This window comes from Rhizobium sp. WSM1328 (assembly GCF_057653715.1).
On sequence record NZ_JBYGKO010000003.1, the window covers coordinates 585,987 to 604,748 of the forward strand.

16 protein-coding genes are annotated in these 18,762 nt (G+C 62.3%); 6 read left to right on the top strand and 10 right to left on the bottom strand.

Features of this window, described 5'->3' with window-relative positions; translation table 11 throughout:
- Positions 1–92: 92 nt before the first annotated feature.
- The 6 genes from AC2444_RS30480 to AC2444_RS30505 all read right to left on the bottom strand — a co-directional run bounded on the left by AC2444_RS30480 (position 93) and on the right by AC2444_RS30505 (position 6,304).
- A complete protein-coding gene (locus tag AC2444_RS30480) occupies positions 93–1,163 on the bottom strand; it encodes an ABC transporter ATP-binding protein (protein WP_012760059.1) in 1,071 nt (356 codons plus the stop codon).
- Positions 1,160–1,987 carry a carbohydrate ABC transporter permease gene (locus tag AC2444_RS30485; RefSeq protein ID WP_012760058.1) on the bottom strand — a complete coding sequence of 276 codons (828 nt, stop codon included), beginning with the start codon at positions 1,985–1,987 and terminating at the stop codon, positions 1,160–1,162. Before AC2444_RS30485 ends, AC2444_RS30480 begins: the two co-directional genes overlap by 4 nt.
- Complete coding sequence (locus AC2444_RS30490; RefSeq protein ID WP_128449573.1) at positions 1,984–2,886, bottom strand: carbohydrate ABC transporter permease; 903 nt, start codon at positions 2,884–2,886, stop codon at positions 1,984–1,986. Before AC2444_RS30490 ends, AC2444_RS30485 begins: the two co-directional genes overlap by 4 nt.
- A gap of 174 nt (positions 2,887–3,060) precedes the next feature.
- The gene (locus AC2444_RS30495) at positions 3,061–4,293 is read right to left on the bottom strand and encodes an ABC transporter substrate-binding protein (RefSeq protein WP_128449572.1); all 1,233 of its coding nucleotides are present in this window, start codon (positions 4,291–4,293) and stop codon (positions 3,061–3,063) included.
- Positions 4,294–4,355: 62 nt separating this feature from the next.
- Positions 4,356–5,258, bottom strand: a complete 903-nt coding sequence (locus AC2444_RS30500) for a sugar phosphate isomerase/epimerase family protein (protein ID WP_012760055.1) — start codon at positions 5,256–5,258, stop codon at positions 4,356–4,358.
- An 11-nt stretch (positions 5,259–5,269) separates the two neighbouring features.
- Positions 5,270–6,304, bottom strand: a complete 1,035-nt coding sequence (locus AC2444_RS30505; protein WP_113545356.1) for a Gfo/Idh/MocA family protein — start codon at positions 6,302–6,304, stop codon at positions 5,270–5,272.
- A 134-nt stretch (positions 6,305–6,438) separates the two neighbouring features.
- Between AC2444_RS30505 and AC2444_RS30510 the strand changes: the two genes are divergently transcribed.
- Positions 6,439–7,482 carry a substrate-binding domain-containing protein gene (locus AC2444_RS30510; protein ID WP_128449571.1) on the top strand — a complete coding sequence of 348 codons (1,044 nt, stop codon included), beginning with the start codon at positions 6,439–6,441 and terminating at the stop codon, positions 7,480–7,482.
- Between the two features lie 40 nt (positions 7,483–7,522).
- Here the strand turns inward: AC2444_RS30510 and AC2444_RS30515 are convergent, their stop codons facing one another.
- The gene (locus AC2444_RS30515) at positions 7,523–8,857 is read right to left on the bottom strand and encodes an LLM class flavin-dependent oxidoreductase (protein ID WP_128449570.1); all 1,335 of its coding nucleotides are present in this window, start codon (positions 8,855–8,857) and stop codon (positions 7,523–7,525) included.
- A gap of 8 nt (positions 8,858–8,865) precedes the next feature.
- Positions 8,866–9,009 (bottom strand): hypothetical protein, encoded by a 144-nt coding sequence (locus AC2444_RS30520; protein ID WP_017997197.1) that lies wholly within the window; start codon positions 9,007–9,009, stop codon positions 8,866–8,868.
- Positions 9,010–9,179: 170 nt separating this feature from the next.
- Here AC2444_RS30520 and AC2444_RS30525 point away from each other — a divergent pair, with 170 nt between their 5' ends.
- The gene (locus AC2444_RS30525) at positions 9,180–10,397 is read left to right on the top strand and encodes an SfnB family sulfur acquisition oxidoreductase (RefSeq protein WP_128449569.1); all 1,218 of its coding nucleotides are present in this window, start codon (positions 9,180–9,182) and stop codon (positions 10,395–10,397) included.
- 80 nt (positions 10,398–10,477) lie between these two features.
- Here AC2444_RS30525 and AC2444_RS30530 read toward each other — a convergent pair whose 3' ends face one another.
- On the bottom strand, positions 10,478–11,686 hold the full coding sequence (locus AC2444_RS30530; RefSeq protein WP_128449568.1) for an acyl-CoA dehydrogenase family protein: 1,209 nt from the start codon (positions 11,684–11,686) through the stop codon (positions 10,478–10,480).
- 77 nt (positions 11,687–11,763) lie between these two features.
- Complete coding sequence (locus tag AC2444_RS30535) at positions 11,764–12,810, bottom strand: substrate-binding domain-containing protein (RefSeq protein WP_017997200.1); 1,047 nt, start codon at positions 12,808–12,810, stop codon at positions 11,764–11,766.
- Between the two features lie 235 nt (positions 12,811–13,045).
- Here AC2444_RS30535 and AC2444_RS30540 point away from each other — a divergent pair, with 235 nt between their 5' ends.
- The 4 genes from AC2444_RS30540 to AC2444_RS30555 all read left to right on the top strand — a co-directional run bounded on the left by AC2444_RS30540 (position 13,046) and on the right by AC2444_RS30555 (position 18,753).
- A complete protein-coding gene (locus AC2444_RS30540; protein ID WP_128449567.1) occupies positions 13,046–14,530 on the top strand; it encodes a sugar ABC transporter ATP-binding protein in 1,485 nt (494 codons plus the stop codon).
- Positions 14,527–15,588 (top strand): ABC transporter permease, encoded by a 1,062-nt coding sequence (locus AC2444_RS30545; RefSeq protein WP_017997202.1) that lies wholly within the window; start codon positions 14,527–14,529, stop codon positions 15,586–15,588. Before AC2444_RS30540 ends, AC2444_RS30545 begins: the two co-directional genes overlap by 4 nt.
- Before the next feature lie 16 nt (positions 15,589–15,604).
- Positions 15,605–17,002 carry an LLM class flavin-dependent oxidoreductase gene (locus AC2444_RS30550; protein WP_017997203.1) on the top strand — a complete coding sequence of 466 codons (1,398 nt, stop codon included), beginning with the start codon at positions 15,605–15,607 and terminating at the stop codon, positions 17,000–17,002.
- 140 nt (positions 17,003–17,142) lie between these two features.
- Complete coding sequence (locus AC2444_RS30555; protein WP_128449566.1) at positions 17,143–18,753, top strand: ABC transporter substrate-binding protein; 1,611 nt, start codon at positions 17,143–17,145, stop codon at positions 18,751–18,753.
- The last annotated feature ends 9 nt before the right edge of the window (positions 18,754–18,762 follow it).

The window sequence follows — 18,762 nt, forward strand, 5'->3', positions numbered from 1 at the left end:
CGCAGCCAGTCGCCGGTGATGCTTTCGAGATCTGGCTCGACGGCGTCGCCGGGTTCGATTTTATGACAATTCCAAGCCGAGGGCTGCTGCCTTTATATGAGGTGATCCGTCGACGCGTCGAAGAGATGGACCTGGCCCGGATCGACCGAAAGTCCGATCATGTCTCCTGCCTTGACCCTGTCGCGGCGCGTCTCGACGATTGTCAGTTCCGGCTGGGTCTCCGCGACGATGAAGGTCGACGAGCCGGTCGATTCGACGAAGGCGATCGGCACGTCGAAGCTGCCATGGCCGGGCTCGACGACGCCGATGTGCTCCGGCCGGATGCCGGCGATGAGCTTGCGGCCGGGTTCGATGGCACGTGATATCGCAAGCGTCTGCTTCACCGCGCCGAAGTCCAGGATCAGGCTCTTGCCGTCTTCCGCGGCGATCGCGGGAATGAAATTCATGGCCGGCGAGCCAATGAAGCCGGCAACGAACCGGTTCGCCGGCCGGTCGTAGAGGTCGAGCGGCGCGCCTTGCTGTTCGATGATGCCGTCGCGCATCACCACCACATGGTCGGCCATCGTCATCGCTTCGACCTGGTCGTGCGTGACGTAGACGAAGGTTGCGTGCAGCCGGTCGTGCAGCGACCGGATTTCCTTGCGCATGTGGACGCGCAGCGCAGCATCGAGATTGGACAGCGGCTCGTCGAACAAGAAGGCCTTGGGATGGCGGATGATGGCGCGGCTCATGGCGACGCGCTGGCGCTGACCGCCAGAGAGCTCGCGCGGATAGCGCTTCAGGAGATGCGAAAGACCCGTCGTCGCCGCTACGTCCTCGGCCGCCTTCTTGGCCTCGGCCTTGGCGATGCCGCGAATGCGCAGGCTGTAGGTCAGGTTCTCCTCGACCGTCATATGCGGATAGAGGGCATAGGACTGGAACACCATGGCGACGTCGCGCTTGCGTGGTGGCACGCCGTTCATCAGCTCGCCGGCAATCCTGAGATCGCCCGACGAAATGCTTTCGAGGCCGGCAAGCGAGCGCAGCAGCGTGGACTTGCCGCAGCCCGAGGGGCCGACGAGCGCGACGAAAGTGCCCTTGGCGATCGAAAGGTCGATGTTCTTCAGGGCGTGGAAGGCGCCGTAATATTTGTTGACGCCTCTGAGCTCGATCTGTGTGGTCATTTGAGGGCTCCAGAGGTGAGGCCGGATACGATGCGGCGCTGCAAGAGAACGAAGATGGCAAGGATCGGCGTCACATACATCGTGGCGTAGGCCATGATGTTGTTCCACTCGTTGGTGTTCGGCCCCATGAAGGAATTGAGGCCGACGCTTGCCGGCTGAAGGTCGACCGCCTGGATCATCGACTTCGAATAGACGAATTCGCCGAAGGCCTGCATGAAGATCAGGATGGCGCTGACCAGGATGCCGTTGCGGGCAAGCGGCAGCACGATGTTGAAGAAGGCGCCGACGCGCGAATTGCCGTCGACGAGAGCCGCCTCCTCCAGCTCCTGGGGAACGCTCATGAAGGTGGCGCGCACCAGAATGACGAAGAAGGGCATGCTCTTTGCCGCGACCGCGATGATGACGGCAAGGCGTGGATAATTCAGCATACCGATCTGCGAAAAGCCGACGAAGATCGGCGTGATCATCAGCGAGGCCGGCAGAACCTGCAGCATGAGGATGAGAAAGAGACCGATATCCACCCAGACATTGCGGTATCTGGCAAGCACATAGGCGCAGCCGACGCCGAGCAGGGTGATCAGCGCCACGGAGCCGAGCGCGATGACCAGCGAGTTCCAGAGATAACGGCCCATGTCGCGGCTTTCCCAGACCGCGGCATAGGTGCCCCATTGCGGCGAGGCCGGCCAGAAGCTCGGCGGCGTCGCGAACATTTCCGAGCCGCTTTTCAGCGCGGTGATGTACATCCAGTAGAGCGGGAACAGATAGATCGCCGCCATGACGATCGATATAGCGAGCATCAGTCGGTCGCGGTTCGTCGTAATCATCCGCGCACCTCGTGGCGTGTGGACCGGACATAGACGACGGACGCGAACATGACGAAGACGATCATGATGACGGAGATCGTTGCGCCCTTGGCGAAGTCGTATTGGCGGAAGGAGAGATCCCAGGCCCAATATTGCGTGACATTCGATGAATTGTTCGGCCCGCCCGACGTGATCGCGGCGAAAAGATCGAATTGCTGCAGGGTGAAGATCAGGCCGAGTGCGATGATGGCGCCGATGGTCGAGCGCATCATCGGCAGCGTGATCGTCCAGAAGCGCTGCCAGGCATTGGCGCCGTCGAGTTCGGCGGCTTCGTAGAGATCGGCAGGAATGCCGGCAAGGCCGACGGACAGCAGGATCATGTTGAACGAGGTGCCGAGCCAGACATTGGCGATGATGACGGCATAAAGCGAATAGTGCGGGTCCGAGCGCCAGAAGATGTTGCCCGAGATGATGCCGCTTTCCTTGAGAATGAAATTCAGCACGCCGAAATCGCCGGAGAGAATCCAGTTCCAGATGGCGCCGACAACGAGGCCGGGCATCACCCAGGAGACGAGGAACAGGCCGCGCATCCATGAGGCGCCGGGAAAATTGACCCAGAAGAACAGCGCCAGGCCGAAACCGATCAGGAACTGGCCGGCGATGGAGCCGACGACGAAGATGATGGTGTTGTAGAAGATCGGCAGCGTTTCCGGCTGCGCGAAGAGGTCGGTATAATTCTTGAAGCCGACGAAGGGACGCGAGAAGGTCCCGAGGCTGAACATGTCGACCTCCTGGAAGCTCATCACAACATTATAGATCAGCGGCAGCCCCGCCATCAGGAACAGAAAGCCGAGCGGGAAAGCGACCAGCACGATATCGAAACCGCGGCCGTCCCTGACGCTCATCAGGATCCTCTTCATGGGTCCTCCGATACTCCGAACGGGGCCGCCTGGCGCATGATGCGGAAGACGGCCCCTGCCGGGAGGAAATGATGGGATGAACCGAGGTTCATCCGGTTAAAAGACGCTTTACTTCCGGTTCCTCTTCTCCCCGCTGGGAGAAGAGGGAGCACGCGGCTCGCTTGCAGCCACTGATCAGCCTAGTACTGCCTTGATCTTGTCGGCTGCCTGGTCGAGCGCGTCTTTCGGGCTCATCTGGCCGGTGAGTGCTGCCTGGATAGCGTCCTGGATCGCCTTGGAGATCTTCGGCCATTGCGGATGCGGGCCGCGCGGCTTGGCGTATTTCAGCTGTTCGAGGAAGACCTTGAGGGCTGCATCCTTCAGCGGCTGGCCGGTCTCGGGGATCGAGATGTCGGAACGGGCCGGAAGCTGGCCGAAGTTCTTGAACATCTTGTCGTCCTGCGAGGCGAAATATTCGAGCGCCTTGAAGGCTTCGGCCGGATGTTTGCTGGTGGCGAAGATCGCCCAGTTGAAGTCGCCCATGGCCGAGGAGCGTTCAGCCCCTTCCTTGGGAACCGGGAGCAGCGTGACGCCCCAGTCGAACTTCGCTTCCTGCGTCATGCGGTCGAGCTCCCACGGGCCCGAGATCGCCATTGCCGCATTGCCGGAATTGAAGGTGCCGGTCGAATCCCACTGGCCGCGCGTCAAGGTGTCGGGAGAAGCGAGCTTCTCGTCCATGATCGTCTTCCAGATCCCGAGCGCCTTCACCGCGCCTTCGGCATTGATGTTCTCATAGCTGCCGCCGCCCATCTGAGCCCAGGGAAGGAACTGGAAGGTGCCCTCCTCGTTGGCCTTGGCCGAGAAGGCGAGACCATAGACGTTCTTGGCGGGGTCGGTCAGCTTACGCGCGTCCTCGACGAGCTCGTCCCAAGTCTGCGGTGGCTTGTTCGGGTCGAGGCCCTTGGCCTTGAACATGTCCTTGTTATAGTAAAGCGCGATCGTATTGGTCGCCTTCGGCACGCCAAAATACTTGCCGTCCCACTCGACCGATTTCAGCGGGCCGGGGAAATAATTCTCCGGCTTGATGACGGTCGACTTGGCGATCATGTCGGTAAGATCCAGGAAGGCGCCGCGCGACGAAAACAGCGCATGCTCCGGATTGTCGACGGCGATGATGTCGGGCGCCTGGCCGGTCGCATAGGCACGCATCGCCTCGGTGACGACGTCGTCGAACTGGATCAGCCGATATTCGATCTTGATGCCGTTGTTCTGGGCGTTGAACTCCTCGACGAGGTTCGGCGCCGGCTGGGTGTCCTTATCCAGCGACCAGAGCGTCAGTGTGACGTCTTCGGCCTTGGCCGAAAGACCGAACAGCGAGACGCCTGCAAGTGCGAGAGCGCCCAGAATTGCATATTTGCGGATAGCCATGGTTCTCCTCCTTTGTGGTTATCCCCGTTTCCGGCAATTCCTCCTTGCCGGAAACGATATCATCAGATGGGGTCGACGACGAATTCGCCGCCCCGGGCATGCTTGAGGTGGTTCAGCGCATAGACCTGGCCGGTCATTTCAAGCGCGTCGCGATAGACCGGGTCGTGCCAGCCTTCGATGTCGATCGAGCCCGACCAGCCGGCGAGGCGCAGTTCAGAAATGATGTCGGTCCAGTTGCTGTCGCCGAAGCCCGGCGTGCGCATGAAGACGAATTTCTCCTTGCCGAAGATACCGTGTTCCTTGATGACCTCCCAACGGATGGTCGCGTCCTTGCCGTGGACGTGGAAGAACTTGTGCGCCCATTTGCGGATCTGCGGCAAAGGGTCGATCAGATAGACCATCTGATGGCACGGCTCCCACTCCAGCCCGATATTATCGTCCGGCGTCTCGTTGAACATCAGTTCCCAGGCGTCGGGATTATGCGCGATATTCCAGTCGCCGGTCGCCCAGTTGCCGTCCATGGCGCAATTCTCGAAAGCAATCTTGACGCCCTTGTCGGCCGCCCGCTTGGCAAGCTCGCTCCAGATCTGCTTGTAGCGAGGCAGGCTGTCTGTCAGCGGCTTGCCGCGGATGCGGCCGGTGAAGCCGGCAACGCAGGTGGCGCCGAAGTGATGGGCATTGTCGATACAATGTTTCCAGCCCTCCAGCGTCTCGAGGTCGATTGCGGTCTCTTCCAGCGGATTGCCGAACATGCCGAGCGTCGAGATGGTGATGTCGCGGTCGCCGATCGCATCGAGGCAACGCTTGCCGAGCTCGGCCAGGTCCTGGCCCTTCGTCGTCTGCCAGAAGAAGGGCTCGAAGCTTTCGAAGCCCATGCCGGCGATCTCGCCGATGCGCGCGGCGGCATCGCCCTTGTTGCCGCTGACCATGGTGCCGATACGAATGGATTTTGCAGGGTTGCTCACGTCACGTCATCCTATGCTGAAATTTCGACGCGCCTGCCCGTCTTGGCGCTTTCGATTGCGCCGAAGACCATGGCAAGGCTTCGGATATTGTCGGAATTGACCGTCTCGGGCCGTTTGCCGGTGCCGATCGCCGCGATGAAGTCGGCGATGACGCTGGCGTGGCCATGGGTTTCCTCGTCATGTTCCGGACCGGGAACGTTTACGGCAGCGGAACCATGCAAAAGGCCGGGCTCTTCGCCGGCAACAGTCGCCTTGAAACTCTCCTCGCCATCCCAGGTGAGCATCCCCTTCGAGCCGACGAGACGCCACTGGCTTTCCCAGCTGGTGCGCTCGCCCTCGGCGCACCAGGAGCCGCGATAGGTGAAGACGATGTCGTCGGTAAATTCGAAAATGGCATTGGCCGAGGCGCCGTGCCGGTACCACGAACCCTTCGGATTGCGCTCGACGCAATAGACGGCGAGCGGCTTCCGGTCGGCGACGTAGCGCGCCGCATCGAAGGTGTGGATTGCCATGTCGAGAAGCAGGACATTGTCCATCTCTTCGCGGAAGCCGCCGAAATGCGGCGCCAGGAAGAAGTCGCAATGGATGCCGGTGAGTTCGCCGATCGCGCCGCTGTCGACGAAGCGACGCAGGCGCCTGACGCCTGATATGAAGCGACGGTTCTGGATGACAGCGTGGATACGGCCGGTCTCGGCGGCAAGATCGACCAGCGCAGCGCCCTCGGCAAGCGAGGCCGCCATCGGCTTTTCGCTGAGCACATGGCAGCCGGCCTTGAGTGCCGTCGAAACGACGTCGTAGCGCGCAGCCGGAATGACGATGTCGAAGACCAGATCAGCCTTCGTGGCAGTGATGACCGCAGACAGGTCCGAACCGATGACGGCGCCTTCAAGGCCGAACTCCGCGGCAAGCTTTTCGGCCGTCTCCCGGTTCAGGTCGACAAGGCCGACGATGGTGATGGATTCGGCCAGCAGAGGGTTGGAAGCGATGGCGCGCAACCAACCTTTGGACATAGCTCCGCACCCGCACAAAATGGCACTGAATTTCACGATTTCCTCCGAAAGAATGGCGCCAACTCCTGATGACACGCACTCCGTAAACGTTTACGACTGTATGCGGAAACATTTTACCGTGTCAATAGAGGCAAAATGCGAAATTGCAGACCGAAAGAAAATCGCGGCCGATGAAGGGGATTCGCCAGCTTGCCGAATACCTGGATATCTCGATCGGCACGGTCTCCCGTGCGCTGAACAGCAAGCCCGATGTCAATGAGGAAACCCGCCGGCGGGTGCTGGCGGCGGCTAAGGAACTCGGCTATGTCGCCAATCAGTCCGGGCGGAGCCTGAGGCAGGGGGAGACGAAGGTCATCGGGTTGATGATCGAATCCAGCAAGGAAACGGTCGAGAACGCCGACAACTTCTTCCTCGGCGTCACCAGCGGCCTGCAAAGCGTCTTTGCCCGCCACAAGCTCGACCTCATCATGCTGCCCTGCCCGAGCGACGAGGACCCGCACGAATATCTGAAGCGGATGGTGGCGCGGCGCATCGTCGATGCGATGATCATCTCGGACACGCAGCGCGTCGATCGGCGCATTGATTTTCTGTCGAGGGCGAAGATCCCCTTCGTCGCGCTCGGCCGCAGCCTTTCGGCCGGCAATTTTCCATGGATCGATCTCGATTTCGAGGGCGTGGCCGACCATGCCGTCGAGCGGCTGATCACGCTGGGCCACCGCCGGATCGCGATCACCGCGCCATCGAGCGAGGCCAACCTCGGCTATCTCTTTATCGACAGCTATCGCCGCGCGCTCGAGCGGCACGATATTCCCTTCGACCCCTCGCTCGTCATTCGCATCAAGTCGAGTGAACAGGGCGGCTATCTGGCGGCCCATGAGCTGCTGCTGCTCGAAGAGCGGCCGACGGCGGTGATCTTGATCTACGAGCTGATGGCGATCGGCCTTTACCGCCGCCTGATGGAATCGGGCGTCATGCCCGGCCGCGACCTTGCGGTGATCGGCTTCCGCGACGCTCCGCGCGCACGGTTCCTGCAGCCCTCGCTCAGCTGCTTTCGAATGTCGCTCTACGATCTCGGCGTCGCGCTCGCCCGGATGCTTCTCGCCACCATGCCGGTCTATCGAGATTTCTATCCGGGAGGCGACCGCAACATCATCTGGCCCCTCGAACTGATGGCGGGCGAAAGCGACGCGTTTCGGGTTGAGGTCATGGCCTGAGCACTATTGGCTTGCTTCCGGAAAACAGAAGCGAGCCCCTTCATGTACCTGCTGCAAAGAACCGGTTCTCAGGCCGCGGCAATCCGAGATGTTCGCGCAGCGTCGTGCCTTCATATTCGCTACGGAACAGGCCGCGGCGCTGCAGCTCGGGAACCAGCCGGTCGGTGACGTCGAGGAGACCCTGCGGCAGATAGGGGAAGACGACGTTGAAACCATCCGAGCCTTGCTCATCAAGCCAGCGTTCCATCTCGTCGGCGATGCTGGCCGGCGTGCCGACGAAGGCAAGGCCGGCATAGCCGCCAAAACGTTGCGCCAACTGACGCACCGTCAGATTTTCCTCCGCGGCAAGCTTCAGCACCTGTGCCCGGCCGGTCTTGCTGGCATTGGTGTCGGGAATATCGGCCGGTAGCGGCGCGTCGGGATCAAAGCCCGAAGCGTCATGGCCGAGCGCGATTGAAAGCGAGGCGATGGCGCTGTCGTAATGCACCAGACTGTCGAGCGTGGCGCGTTTGGCGCGCGCCTCCTCGATGCTGTCGCCGACGATGACGAAGGCGGCGGGCAGGATCTTCAGGTGCTCGCGGTTACGGCCGATGGCTTCCATGCGGCCCTTGATATCGGCATAAAGCGCCCTGCCCGCGGCAAGATCGCGCGGCGAACAGAAGACCATCTCGGCGGTTTCCGCGGCAAGCTGGCGGCCGGGGTCCGACTGGCCGGCCTGGACGATGACGGGCCAACCCTGCGGCGGCCGGGCGATATTGAGTGGCCCGCGCACGCTCAGTTCCTCGCCCTTGTGGCCCAGCACATGCATCTTTGCCGGATCGAAGAACAGGCCGCTTTCCCGATCGCGGATGAAGGCATCGTCGGCGAAGCTGTCCCAGAGCCCGGTGACCACGTCGTAGAATTCCCGGGCGCGATGATACCGCTCGCCATGCTCCACATGTTCGTCGAGGCCGAAATTGAGCGCGGCATCAGGGTTCGACGTCGTGACGATGTTCCAGCCGGCGCGGCCGCCGCTGATATGGTCGAGCGAGGCGAAACGCCGGGCAATGTGATAGGGCTCGTCGAAGGTGGTGGAGGCCGTGGCGACGAGGCCGATGCGCTCCGTCACCGCTGCCAGCGCCGAGAGCAGCGTAAAGGGCTCGAAGGAGGTCACGGTGTGGCTGCGCCTGAGCGCCTCGACCGGCATGTTGAGCACGGCAAGATGATCGGCCATGAAGAAGGCGTCGAATTTCGCCCGTTCCAGCGCCTGTGCGAAGGACTTCAGATGCGCGAAATTGAAATTGGCGTCGGGATAAGAACTGGGATAGCGCCAGGCGCCGGTATGCAGGCTGACGGGACGCATGAAGGCGCCGAGGCGCAACTGCCGTGGGGTCATGACTTTCCTCATGGATCGGGCAAGGCGGCCGCCTGCCCCGCATTGGGCGTTCTGTCTGGAGCCGCTGCGGCGACGCATCGGATATCGGTTACGTAGGAGGTCGGTGAAATCAAATCGAGGCCGGCGGTGGTAATTTCCGGCAGGAATTTCATTGCTTCTCCGACCCGCGTTTTCGCGCGAACGCCAGACCGGAAGCCTAATCGCGACCGCCGGAGGCTGATAAGCAAACACTTTTCACTTTCGATGACGTCTATAGAATTTATGCTCTTATCTCGACGCTCGATTTCTTTCACCGATAGCATCGTCAGAAGTGGAGACATCGATGAACACCGTGCTAAGGCAAGCAGATCAGATCCGGCCCGTGGCCGACCGTATCGGCAGCGATGATGAGGCGATCGCCACCGCCCGCAGACTGGCGGCACAATTTGCCGCACGCGCCGCCGAGCGCGACGCCGAACGGATGCTGCCGTTTGGTGAACTCGATCTTCTCGCCCAGTCCGGCCTTCTGGCGATCACCGTACCGGCGCAATATGGCGGGCTTGACGTCTCCAACGCCGTGCTTGCCGAGGTCACCGCGATCCTGTCTGAGGCGGACGGTTCGATCGGCCAGATCCCGCAGAACCATTTCTATATTCTCGAGGCGCTCAGAACCGACGGCGGCGAGGAGCAGCAGCGCTATTTCTTCGGCCGCGTGCTGGCCGGCGACCGTTTCGGTAATGCGCTGTCCGAGCGCGGCACCAAGACGGTCGGCCACTACAACACGCGCATCACCCGCGACGGTCCGGGTTACCGGATCAACGGCCGCAAATTCTATTCGACCGGCGTCCTCTTCGCCGACTGGATCACCATCTTCGCGCTCGATCCGGAGGACCGGTTGACCATGGCCTTCGTGCCGAAGGGTACTGAAGGCGTCGAGATCGTCGACGACTGGGACGGTTTTGGCCAGCGCACCACCGGCAGCGGTACGACGATCCTCGACAATGTCTATGTCAGCGCCGATTCCGTGGTTTTCCATCACAAGGGCTTCGAGCGGCCGACGACGATCGGCTCCGTTGGTCAGATCATCCATGCCGGCGTCGATCTCGGTATTGCACGGGCGGCCTTTGCCGAAACGCTGGAGTTCGTCAGGACGAAATCACGCCCCTGGATGGATAGCGGCCTTGAGCGTGCCGCAGACGATCCGCTAACGATCGCCAAGGTTGGCCAGATCGCCATCCGGCTGGAAGCCGCAACGGCTCTGGTGGAGCGCGCCGGGCACAAGGTCGATGCCGCGCAGGTCGAGACGACGGAGGAAAAGGTGATCGCGGCCACGCTTGCAGTCGCTGCGGCGAAGGTACTGACGACCGAAGTGGCGCTCGAGGCCTCGAACACGCTTTTCGAGCTTGCCGGAACCTCGTCAGTACAAACAGGCCTCAACCTCGACCGCCACTGGCGCAATGCCCGCACCCATACGCTACACGATCCCGTGCGTTGGAAATATCACGTCGTTGGCAACTACCATTTGAACGGCGTAACGCCACCGAAGAATGGTGCGCTCTGAAACCTCCATTCCTACCAAGGAAAAGCCCCATTGCCGATGCCGGCAATGGGGCTTCGTTCTTCGATGGAAGAGTGGTCGCCTCAGCTGTAGAGACTGACCTCCGGTATCTTGTCGTTCAGCGCGAATTCGCCGACTTCCCTCGCCTTGTAGAAGACCGGGTCGTGCAGAGTATGGGTGCGGACATTGCGCCAGAAACGGTCGAAGCGGTATTTGTCGGCTGTTGAGCGTGCGCCCGTCAGCTCGAAGACGCGCGACGTGATGTCAAGCGAGACATGAGTGGCGTGGACTTTGGCGGCATAGGCTTCCGCCGCCGCGGCGCCGCGCTCGCGCTCGGTGACGTCGCGGCCGCGGGCAAGACCCGCCTGCACGGCGGCTGCGGCACTGTCGGCAAGGGCCGCCGAGGCCTTCAGCGCGGCAGTGAATTCGCCGACGCGTTCGAGGATATAAGGATCATCCGCCGCCCGCTCGACACCGGAGGTTATCCACGGCCGGGTCGTGTTGCGGACGTAATCGACGGCCGCGTGCAGCGCGCCTTCCGCGGTGCCGAGATAGAAATTAACGAAGACCAGCTGGATGAACGGCGTATTGAAGGTCGACAGCACCGGCGGTGCTGCATCGGGTGCGGCGGGTACGCCGACGAAATCCTCCTCGTAAACGGGGAAATCATGAAATTCGACGCTACCGCTGTCTGACAGGCGCTGACCGATATTGTCCCAGTCGTCATTGGCGAGGTAACCTTGACGATTGGTCGGCACGGCGAAACCGGCGATCTTGTCGTCGAGCGTCGCATTGGCATTGATGTAATCGGAGACCCGCGCTGCCGTGGAGAAGGACTTGCGTCCGTTCAGCACATAGCCGTTGCCGCGACGGGTGAGCACCAGCCCGGGATCGCGCGGATTGACGGCAGCACCCCAATAGAGGTTCCTGGCGACCGTATCGCTGCCCAGCGCATGGGCGCGTGCGGTATCAAGGGCCCAATAGATGTACTGGCTGTTGACATAGTGGTAGCCGAGCAGCTGGCCGATCGAGCTCTCGCCACGCGCGAGAATGCGCACCAGCCTCAGCCCGTCGACCCAATCGAGGCCACCGCCGCCGATCTCACGGGGATGCAGCGCATTGAGCAGGCCGGCATTCTTCAATTTGACGATTTCGCCAAGCGGCGGGCGGCCTTCGCGATCGAGGTCTGCGGCGCGCCCGGAAAGGTCGGCAGAGATATGCTGCGCACGGGCAAAGAGGTCTTCCCGCGTCGGGTTGCGGCTGGTCGCGAAGACGACATTGGACTGGCTCATAGGCGGAACTCCAATTCTCCAAAAAGATGATCCGGCGGGAGACGAGGCTCCCGCCGGAAGGATCGAGGGTGACCTCCTCAGAAAAGCTTGTCCGGAATCCAGTTGGCGGTCGCCGCATCGCTCGTGCTGAAGGCCGGGATCTTTTCGGCCAGCTCCTCGATCGTCTTGACACCGGCTGCGCGCAGGCTTTCCTGCGTCAGAAGGGTCGGCTTCACGGTGATTTGGTGGGGAACCGTCTGTCCGGCGATTTCGAGTGCTGCGGCGCGAATGGAGACGGCGCCGACGACGGCAGGATTGGTCGCCACGGTCGCGACCCAAGGGCTGCCTTCCTCGGTGATTTCCTGGATATCGGCCGTCGAGACGTCGGCCGAATAGATCTTGAGCTTGTTTGATATGCCGAGGTCGTTGGCGGCGAGCTTCACACCGCGGGCGAATTCGTCATAGGGGGCGAAGACGACCGATATATCGGGATTGGCGGTGAGCACGGCCTTTGCTTGATCGGCGGTCGAGGTCGCCGTCGTGTCGCTGACATTGCCGAAACGGGCCTTTTCGACCACGCCTTTATTGTCTGTCTTGAACTTGTCCCAGACCTCGTTGCGGCGGTCGAGCGGCGCAAAGCCCGCGACATAGACATAGCCGGCGTTGAAGCTGTTGCCGTTGTCCTTCACCACCTGTTCAAGCGCCAATGATGCAAGCTCGTGATCGCTCTGCTCCACCTGCGGAATCTTTGGGTTGTTGAGGTTGACGTCGAAGGCCACGACCTTGATGCCCTTGTCGAGCGCCTGCTGCACGACGTCGCCGAGCGATTCCGGCAGGCCGTGGTCGATGACGATGCCGGAGACACCGAGATTGATCGCCTGGAGGATCTGCTCGCGCTGCTCGGCGGCATCCTGCCGGCCGGGGAAGATGCGCAGGTCGATATCCAGCGCCTTGGCCTGGGCTTCAGCTCCCGCCTGGTAGGCCTGGAAGAAATCGCCGGCCGAGATGTAGCTGATTAGCGCTACTTTAACGCCGCCCTTGTCGAAGGGAGCGGGAGCACCGGATAAACCGTCGGCTTTTGCGCCTTGAATGAAAATGAACGGAATGACGGCGGCAGAGAGTGCGAGCCGTGCGAGGGATTTCATCGTCGCGTTCCTTCTAGCAAATCGGGGCGTCGTCTGACAGGTCTGGAAGCCCCTGCGACGCGTTGAATTATTAGATATAATCTCTATGTTTTTAGTAGAGTAAATGATCCGATTTTACCGGCTGCGGGAGATTCTTTGTTCCCTGAGCGTGGCTCGCAGCGGAAAGGCGTGCCTGGAGTTCGACCGCCCGGACAGGGCACACTCCGGCTTCGATTACAGTCCCGGACCTTTGTCGATGCCGCTTCTTCACATTGAAAATATCACCCGCAGTTTCGGGTCGACGCGGGCGCTTGCCGGCGCTGATTTTTCTATGGAACGCGGCGAGATCGTGGCGCTGATGGGCGCAAACGGCGCAGGCAAATCGACGCTGGTCAAGATCCTTTCCGGCGTGCTTCCGGCCGATGGCGGCATGGTCAGCCTCGATGGCCGCGCCTTTGCGCCACGTAGCCCGGCCGAAGCGGCAAGGGCCGGTGTCGTCACGGTGCATCAATCGACGGATCTCGTCGGCGCGGCCGGTCTGACCGTTGCTGATGCCCTGCTGCTCAACCGGTTTGCCGATCGCAGCACACCCTTCTTCGTCTCGCGCGCCGGCATCCGCCGTGCCGCGCAGTCCATGCTCGATGCCGCCGGCTTCACCCTGCCGCTGGACCGCGATTTCGGTGACCTCACCAGCGCCGACCGGCAACTGGTGGCGATCGCCCGGGCGCTTGCCAACCGCGCCGACCTCCTCATCCTCGACGAGCCGACGGCAAGCCTTTCCGGAGAGGAAAGCCGCCGCCTCTTCGATATTCTGCTCGGCCTGCGCAAGCGCGGACTGGCGATCCTCTATATCTCGCACCGTACCGCCGACCTCGAAGCCATCGCCGACCGCGCGCTCGTCATGCGCGGCGGCCGTGTCGTCGGCACCTTCGCGCGGCCGATCGATTTTTCGAGCGCCATCGAGACGATGATCGGCCGCAGACTGGATGCGGCCCGGCCGGATGTGCGGCCTGCGACCGGACCAGTGATTTTCGAGATGCGCGATATCAGACTGCTCTCTGGGGCCGCCTCCTTCGATCTGTCATTGCATGAGGGCGAGGTGGTGGCGGTGACCGGTGTGCTCGGCGCCGGCAAGAGCCGGCTGCTATCGGCGATCTTCGGGGTAACGGCGCTTGCCGGCGGTGCGATGTTCCTCGGCGGTCGGCCCTACCGGCCGAAAGGTCCGGCCGAAGCGATTGCATCGGGTGTCGCCATGGCGGCCGAAGACCGTCATCGTTCCTCGCTGATGCCGCCGGCATGGCCCGGCCATTCGCTGTCGGCGACGATCAGCCTGCCGCATCTTGGCAAATGGTATCCGCACGGTTTCCTTGTCGGCGGCCGTGAGCGACGCGAGGCCGAACAGGCGATCACGCGTCTCGGCATCAAGGCCGCGGGTCCACTCGCCTCGATCTGGTCGCTGTCGGGCGGCAACCAGCAGAAGGCGGTGATCGCCCGCTGGGAGGCGGAACCGAGCCGGCTGCTGCTGCTCGACGAACCCTTCCAGGGTGTCGACGTCGGCGCCCGTCACGACATCATCCGGGCAATTCGCGCCCGCACCGACCGGGCGACGCTGATCGCGACCTCCGACCCGGAGGAGGCCTATGAGGTGGCCGACCGCATCCTCGTGATCGACCACCACGTGTTGAGGCCTGCGGCAGACGGGGCCGCTCTTTCCTCTGCCATCCAGGGAATATCCGCATGACGACGATCGACGACGACACTCTTCCACAGGCAAGCGTCCGGCCGAGGGCCTCGCCGCAAGCCGATAACGGCCGTCTCGCCGCCCTCGGGGCGTTCCTGCGTGCGGGCGCGGTGTTCATCCTGCTGGCGCTGCTCATCGTCGGCTTCACCATTGCCCAACCCGCCTTCATCAATATCGCCAATCTGATGAGCATCCTGCAGGCGGTGTCCGTCGTCGCCATCCTCGGCGCCGGCGTCACCGTCACACTGGCTGTCGGCGGTTTCGACCTGTCGATCGGCGCGGTCGCCGCATCGAGCGTGATGGCGGCGAGTTACGCGATGATCGTCTGGGGCCTTGATGCCTATGCGACGGTGCCGCTGGTGCTCGCCTTTGGCGCCCTGATCGGCCTCGTCAACGCCTTCCTCATCGTGCGCCTGAAGGTGCCGGATCTCTTGGCGACGCTGGCGATGATGTTTCTGCTTTCCGGCCTGCAGCTGATCCCGACCGCCGGCCGGTCGATTTCGGCCGGCCTCACCCTGCCCGACGGCTCGAAGGCGACCGGCGCCTACGACCCCGCCTTTTTGCTGATCGGCCGCTACAGCATCCTCGGCACCCTGCCCGTTTCGGTGGTGCTGATGGCGGTGGTCGCCATCGCACTCTTCATTCTCACCGAACGCACCCGCATCGGCCGGCTATTGTTTGCGACCGGCGGCAACGAGGTCGCCACCCGGCTTGCCGGCGCCTCGACGGCGCGGCTGAAGACGCTCGCCTATGTCCTATCGGGCACGCTGGCATCGCTCGGCGGCATTGTCATCGCCGCCCGCGTCGGGCGTGGTGATATCTCGTCCGGCGGCTCGCTGCTGATGGATTCGGTCGCTGCCGCATTGATCGGCTTTGCCGTCTTCAACCTGCGGCGTCCAAACGTGCTTGGCACCATTGCCGGCGCGGTCTTCGTCGGCGTGCTGCTGAACGGCCTCACCATGCTGAACGCCCCTTACTACACCCAGGATTTCGTCAAGGGCGCCGTGCTCGTCGGAGCCTTAGCGCTGACCTACGGCCTCGGCCGCAGCAATCCCTAATTCCAAGGAAGAAAACATGACCCGCGAAATCAGGCTGAACGCCTTCGACATGAATTGCGTCGGACACCAGTCGCCGGGGCTCTGGCGCCATCCGCGCGACAAGTCCTGGACCTATAAGGATCTCGACTACTGGGTGCATCTGGCAAAGACGCTGGAGCGCGGCAAGTTCGATGGGCTGTTCATCGCCGACGTGCTCGGTGTCTACGATGTGCTGAACGGCAATGTCGATGCCGCACTTCGCCATTCGGCACAGGTGCCGGTCAATGATCCGCTGCAACTGATCCCAACCATGGCCTACGAGACCGAGCATCTTGGCTTCGGCCTCACGGCGTCGCTCTCCTTCGAGCACCCCTACACCTTCGCCCGCCGCATATCGACGCTCGACCATCTGACCAAGGGGCGCGTCGGCTGGAATATCGTCACCTCCTATCTCAACAGCGGCGCGCTCAATATCGGCCAGCCGGCGCAGACGAAGCATGATGACCGATACGACCTCGCCGAGGAATATCTCGAGGTCTGCTACAAGCTCTGGGAGGGAAGCTGGGAGGATGGCGCCGTCGTCCGCGACCGGGAAAGCGGTATCTTCACCCATCCTGACAAGGTCCACCCGATCCGCCATGCCGGCAAGCATTTCAACGTGCCCGGCATTCACTTGAGCGAGCCCTCGCCGCAGCGCACGCCAGTGCTCTATCAGGCCGGTGCTTCCAGCCGCGGCAAGGATTTCGCCGGCGCCCATGCCGAGTGCATCTTCGTCGCGTCGCCGTCGAAGCCTGTGCTGAAGCGTTATGTCGCCAATGTCCGCGAGGCGGCCGAACGGATCGGCCGCAACCCGCGCGAAATCCTTGCCTTCAACCTGCAGACCGTGATCCTCGGCGAAACGGATGCGGAGGCGCAGCGGAAGTTCAACGAATACCGCAAATACGCCTCCTTCGAGGGCGCGCTGACGCTGATCTCCGGCTGGACCGGCATCGATTTCGGCCAGTTCGGACCGGACGAGGTGCTGCGCCACCGCCATACCAATGCGGTGCAATCGGCCGTCGAAACCTTCACGACAATCGATCCCACCAAGGAATGGACAGTGCGCGAAATGGCCGATTGGGTCGGCATCGGCGGTTTCGGCCCTGTTTTCGTCGGCTCACCGCAAACGGTCGCCGATCTGATGCAGGAATGGATCGAGGATACCGATGTCGACGGCTTCAACCTCGCCTATGCCGTGACGCCCGAGAGTTTCGAGGATGCCGTCGATCTGCTGGTGCCGGAACTGCAAAAGCGCGGCGTCTACAAGACCGACTACGCCAAGGGGACGTTGCGGGAAAAGCTTGGGGGAGCGGGGCCGCGCCTTGTCGCGCCGCATCCGGGTGCTGCCTATCGTAATCTGGCGGGAGAACCGGTCAGGCTTGCCGCCGGCGGCTGACCGGCAGTGATTGCTCGGGCGAATGCGCACAGGGCAGAAAAATATCTCGCCCGGCTTGCGCATTTGAATTTAATATCCGTCGCAATGATCTTTTCGCTTCGAATATAGTCTGGCGAATTGTTCACCGACCAGGAGGGGTCATGACCGTATCATCTATCTCGCGGCGCACGCTGATGAAGGGCACTGCCCTGCTGCTTGCTTCGACGGCGCTCGCCCGGCAGGCGCTTGCGCAAGCTGCTCCCGCCGGCGGCCGGCTGATCGTTGCGGCCGATTCCGAGCCGAAGAACCTCAATCCTGCGATCGTCGCCTCGAACGGCGTCTTCTTCGTCGCAAGCAAGGTGATCGAGCCGCTGGCCGAAGCGTCGTTCGACGGCAAGGACGGGCTTGCGCCGCGCCTTGCCACCTCCTGGGAGGGCTCGGATGACGGCCTCTCCGTCACCTTCAAGCTGCGCGACGGCGTCACCTGGCACGACGGCAAGCCGTTCACCTCAGTCGATGTCGCCTTCTCCGCGCTCAATATCTGGAAGCCGCTGCAGAATCTCGGCCGCCTGGTCTTCGCCAATCTCGAAGCCGTCGACACGCCCGACGATTACACCGCCATCTTCCGCTTCTCCAAGCCAACGCCGTTCCAATTGATCCGCAACGCGCTGCCTGTCGTCACCAGCGTCGTCGCCAAGCACATCTTCGACGGCACCGACATCGCCACCAACCCGGCCAACAACACGCTGATCGGCACCGGCCCGTTCAAGTTCGCCGAACACAAGCCTGGCGAATATTACCGGCTGGCGCGCAACGAGAATTATTGGGACAAGGACCAGCCGAAACTCGATGAGATCGTCTTCCGCGTGCTGCCCGATCGCGAAGCGGCGGGTTCGGCGCTCGAAGCCGAGGAAATCCAGCTTGCCGCCTTCTCGGCGGTGCCGCTGGCCGATCTCGACCGCATCTCGAAGGTCGCCGGCATCAAGGTGATTTCGAAGGGCTATGAGGCTTTGACCTATCAGCTCGTCGTCGAGATCAATCACCGCCGCAAGGAGTTGGCCGACCTCAGGGTCCGTCAGGCGATCGCGCAGGCGATCGACAAGAAATTCGTGGTCGACACGATCTTCCTCGGTTACGCCGCCGCCGCGACCGGCCCGGTGCCGAAGAATGCGCTGCAGTTTTATACGCCTGACGTCGCGGCCTATGATTTCAATCCGGCTGCGGCCAACGACATTCTCGACAAGGCCGGATATAAGCAGGGCCCTGATGGCAACCGCTTTACGCTGAAGCTCCGCCCCGCGCCCTATTTCAACGAGACCCGCCAGTTCGGCGATTATCTTCGCCAGGCGCTGGCCGTGATCGGCATCAATGCCGAGATCGTCAATGCCGATGCGGCCGCACACCAGAAGGCTGTTTATACCGACCACGACTTCGACCTCGCCGTCGGCCCACCGGTTTTCCGCGGCGATCCGGCGATCTCCACCACCATTCTCGTCCAGTCCGGCACCCCAGCCGGCGTGCCCTTTTCCAACCAGGGCGGCTACGTCAATCCGGAGCTCGACAAGATCATCAAGCAGGCCTCCGAAACCGTCGACACGGCGGCGCGCACCGATCTCTACCGCAAGTTCCAGCAGCTCGTCGTCGCTGACCTGCCGCTGTTCAACGTCGCGGAATGGGGCTTCATAACCGTTGCGCGCGACACCGTGCTTAACGTCTCGAACAATCCGCGCTGGGCCGTCTCGAACTGGGGCGATACCGCGCTGCAATCGTGATAGGATCGG

What these genes read in the sequence shown, in the direction of transcription:
- AC2444_RS30480 (WP_012760059.1), bottom strand. Translation starts at nt 1,163, where the DNA reads ATGACCACACAGATCGAGCTCAGAGGCGTCAACAAATATTACGGCGCC.
- AC2444_RS30540 (WP_128449567.1), top strand. Translation starts at nt 13,046, where the DNA reads ATGCCGCTTCTTCACATTGAAAATATCACCCGCAGTTTCGGGTCGACG.
- AC2444_RS30485 (WP_012760058.1), bottom strand. Translation starts at nt 1,987, where the DNA reads ATGATTACGACGAACCGCGACCGACTGATGCTCGCTATATCGATCGTC.
- AC2444_RS30545 (WP_017997202.1), top strand. Translation starts at nt 14,527, where the DNA reads ATGACGACGATCGACGACGACACTCTTCCACAGGCAAGCGTCCGGCCG.
- AC2444_RS30490 (WP_128449573.1), bottom strand. Translation starts at nt 2,886, where the DNA reads ATGAAGAGGATCCTGATGAGCGTCAGGGACGGCCGCGGTTTCGATATC.
- AC2444_RS30515 (WP_128449570.1), bottom strand. Translation starts at nt 8,857, where the DNA reads ATGACCCCACGGCAGTTGCGCCTCGGCGCCTTCATGCGTCCCGTCAGC.
- AC2444_RS30525 (WP_128449569.1), top strand. Translation starts at nt 9,180, where the DNA reads ATGAACACCGTGCTAAGGCAAGCAGATCAGATCCGGCCCGTGGCCGAC.
- AC2444_RS30535 (WP_017997200.1), bottom strand. Translation starts at nt 12,810, where the DNA reads ATGAAATCCCTCGCACGGCTCGCACTCTCTGCCGCCGTCATTCCGTTC.
- AC2444_RS30550 (WP_017997203.1), top strand. Translation starts at nt 15,605, where the DNA reads ATGACCCGCGAAATCAGGCTGAACGCCTTCGACATGAATTGCGTCGGA.
- AC2444_RS30520 (WP_017997197.1), bottom strand. Translation starts at nt 9,009, where the DNA reads ATGAAATTCCTGCCGGAAATTACCACCGCCGGCCTCGATTTGATTTCA.
- AC2444_RS30555 (WP_128449566.1), top strand. Translation starts at nt 17,143, where the DNA reads ATGACCGTATCATCTATCTCGCGGCGCACGCTGATGAAGGGCACTGCC.
- AC2444_RS30495 (WP_128449572.1), bottom strand. Translation starts at nt 4,293, where the DNA reads ATGGCTATCCGCAAATATGCAATTCTGGGCGCTCTCGCACTTGCAGGC.
- AC2444_RS30510 (WP_128449571.1), top strand. Translation starts at nt 6,439, where the DNA reads ATGAAGGGGATTCGCCAGCTTGCCGAATACCTGGATATCTCGATCGGC.
- AC2444_RS30530 (WP_128449568.1), bottom strand. Translation starts at nt 11,686, where the DNA reads ATGAGCCAGTCCAATGTCGTCTTCGCGACCAGCCGCAACCCGACGCGG.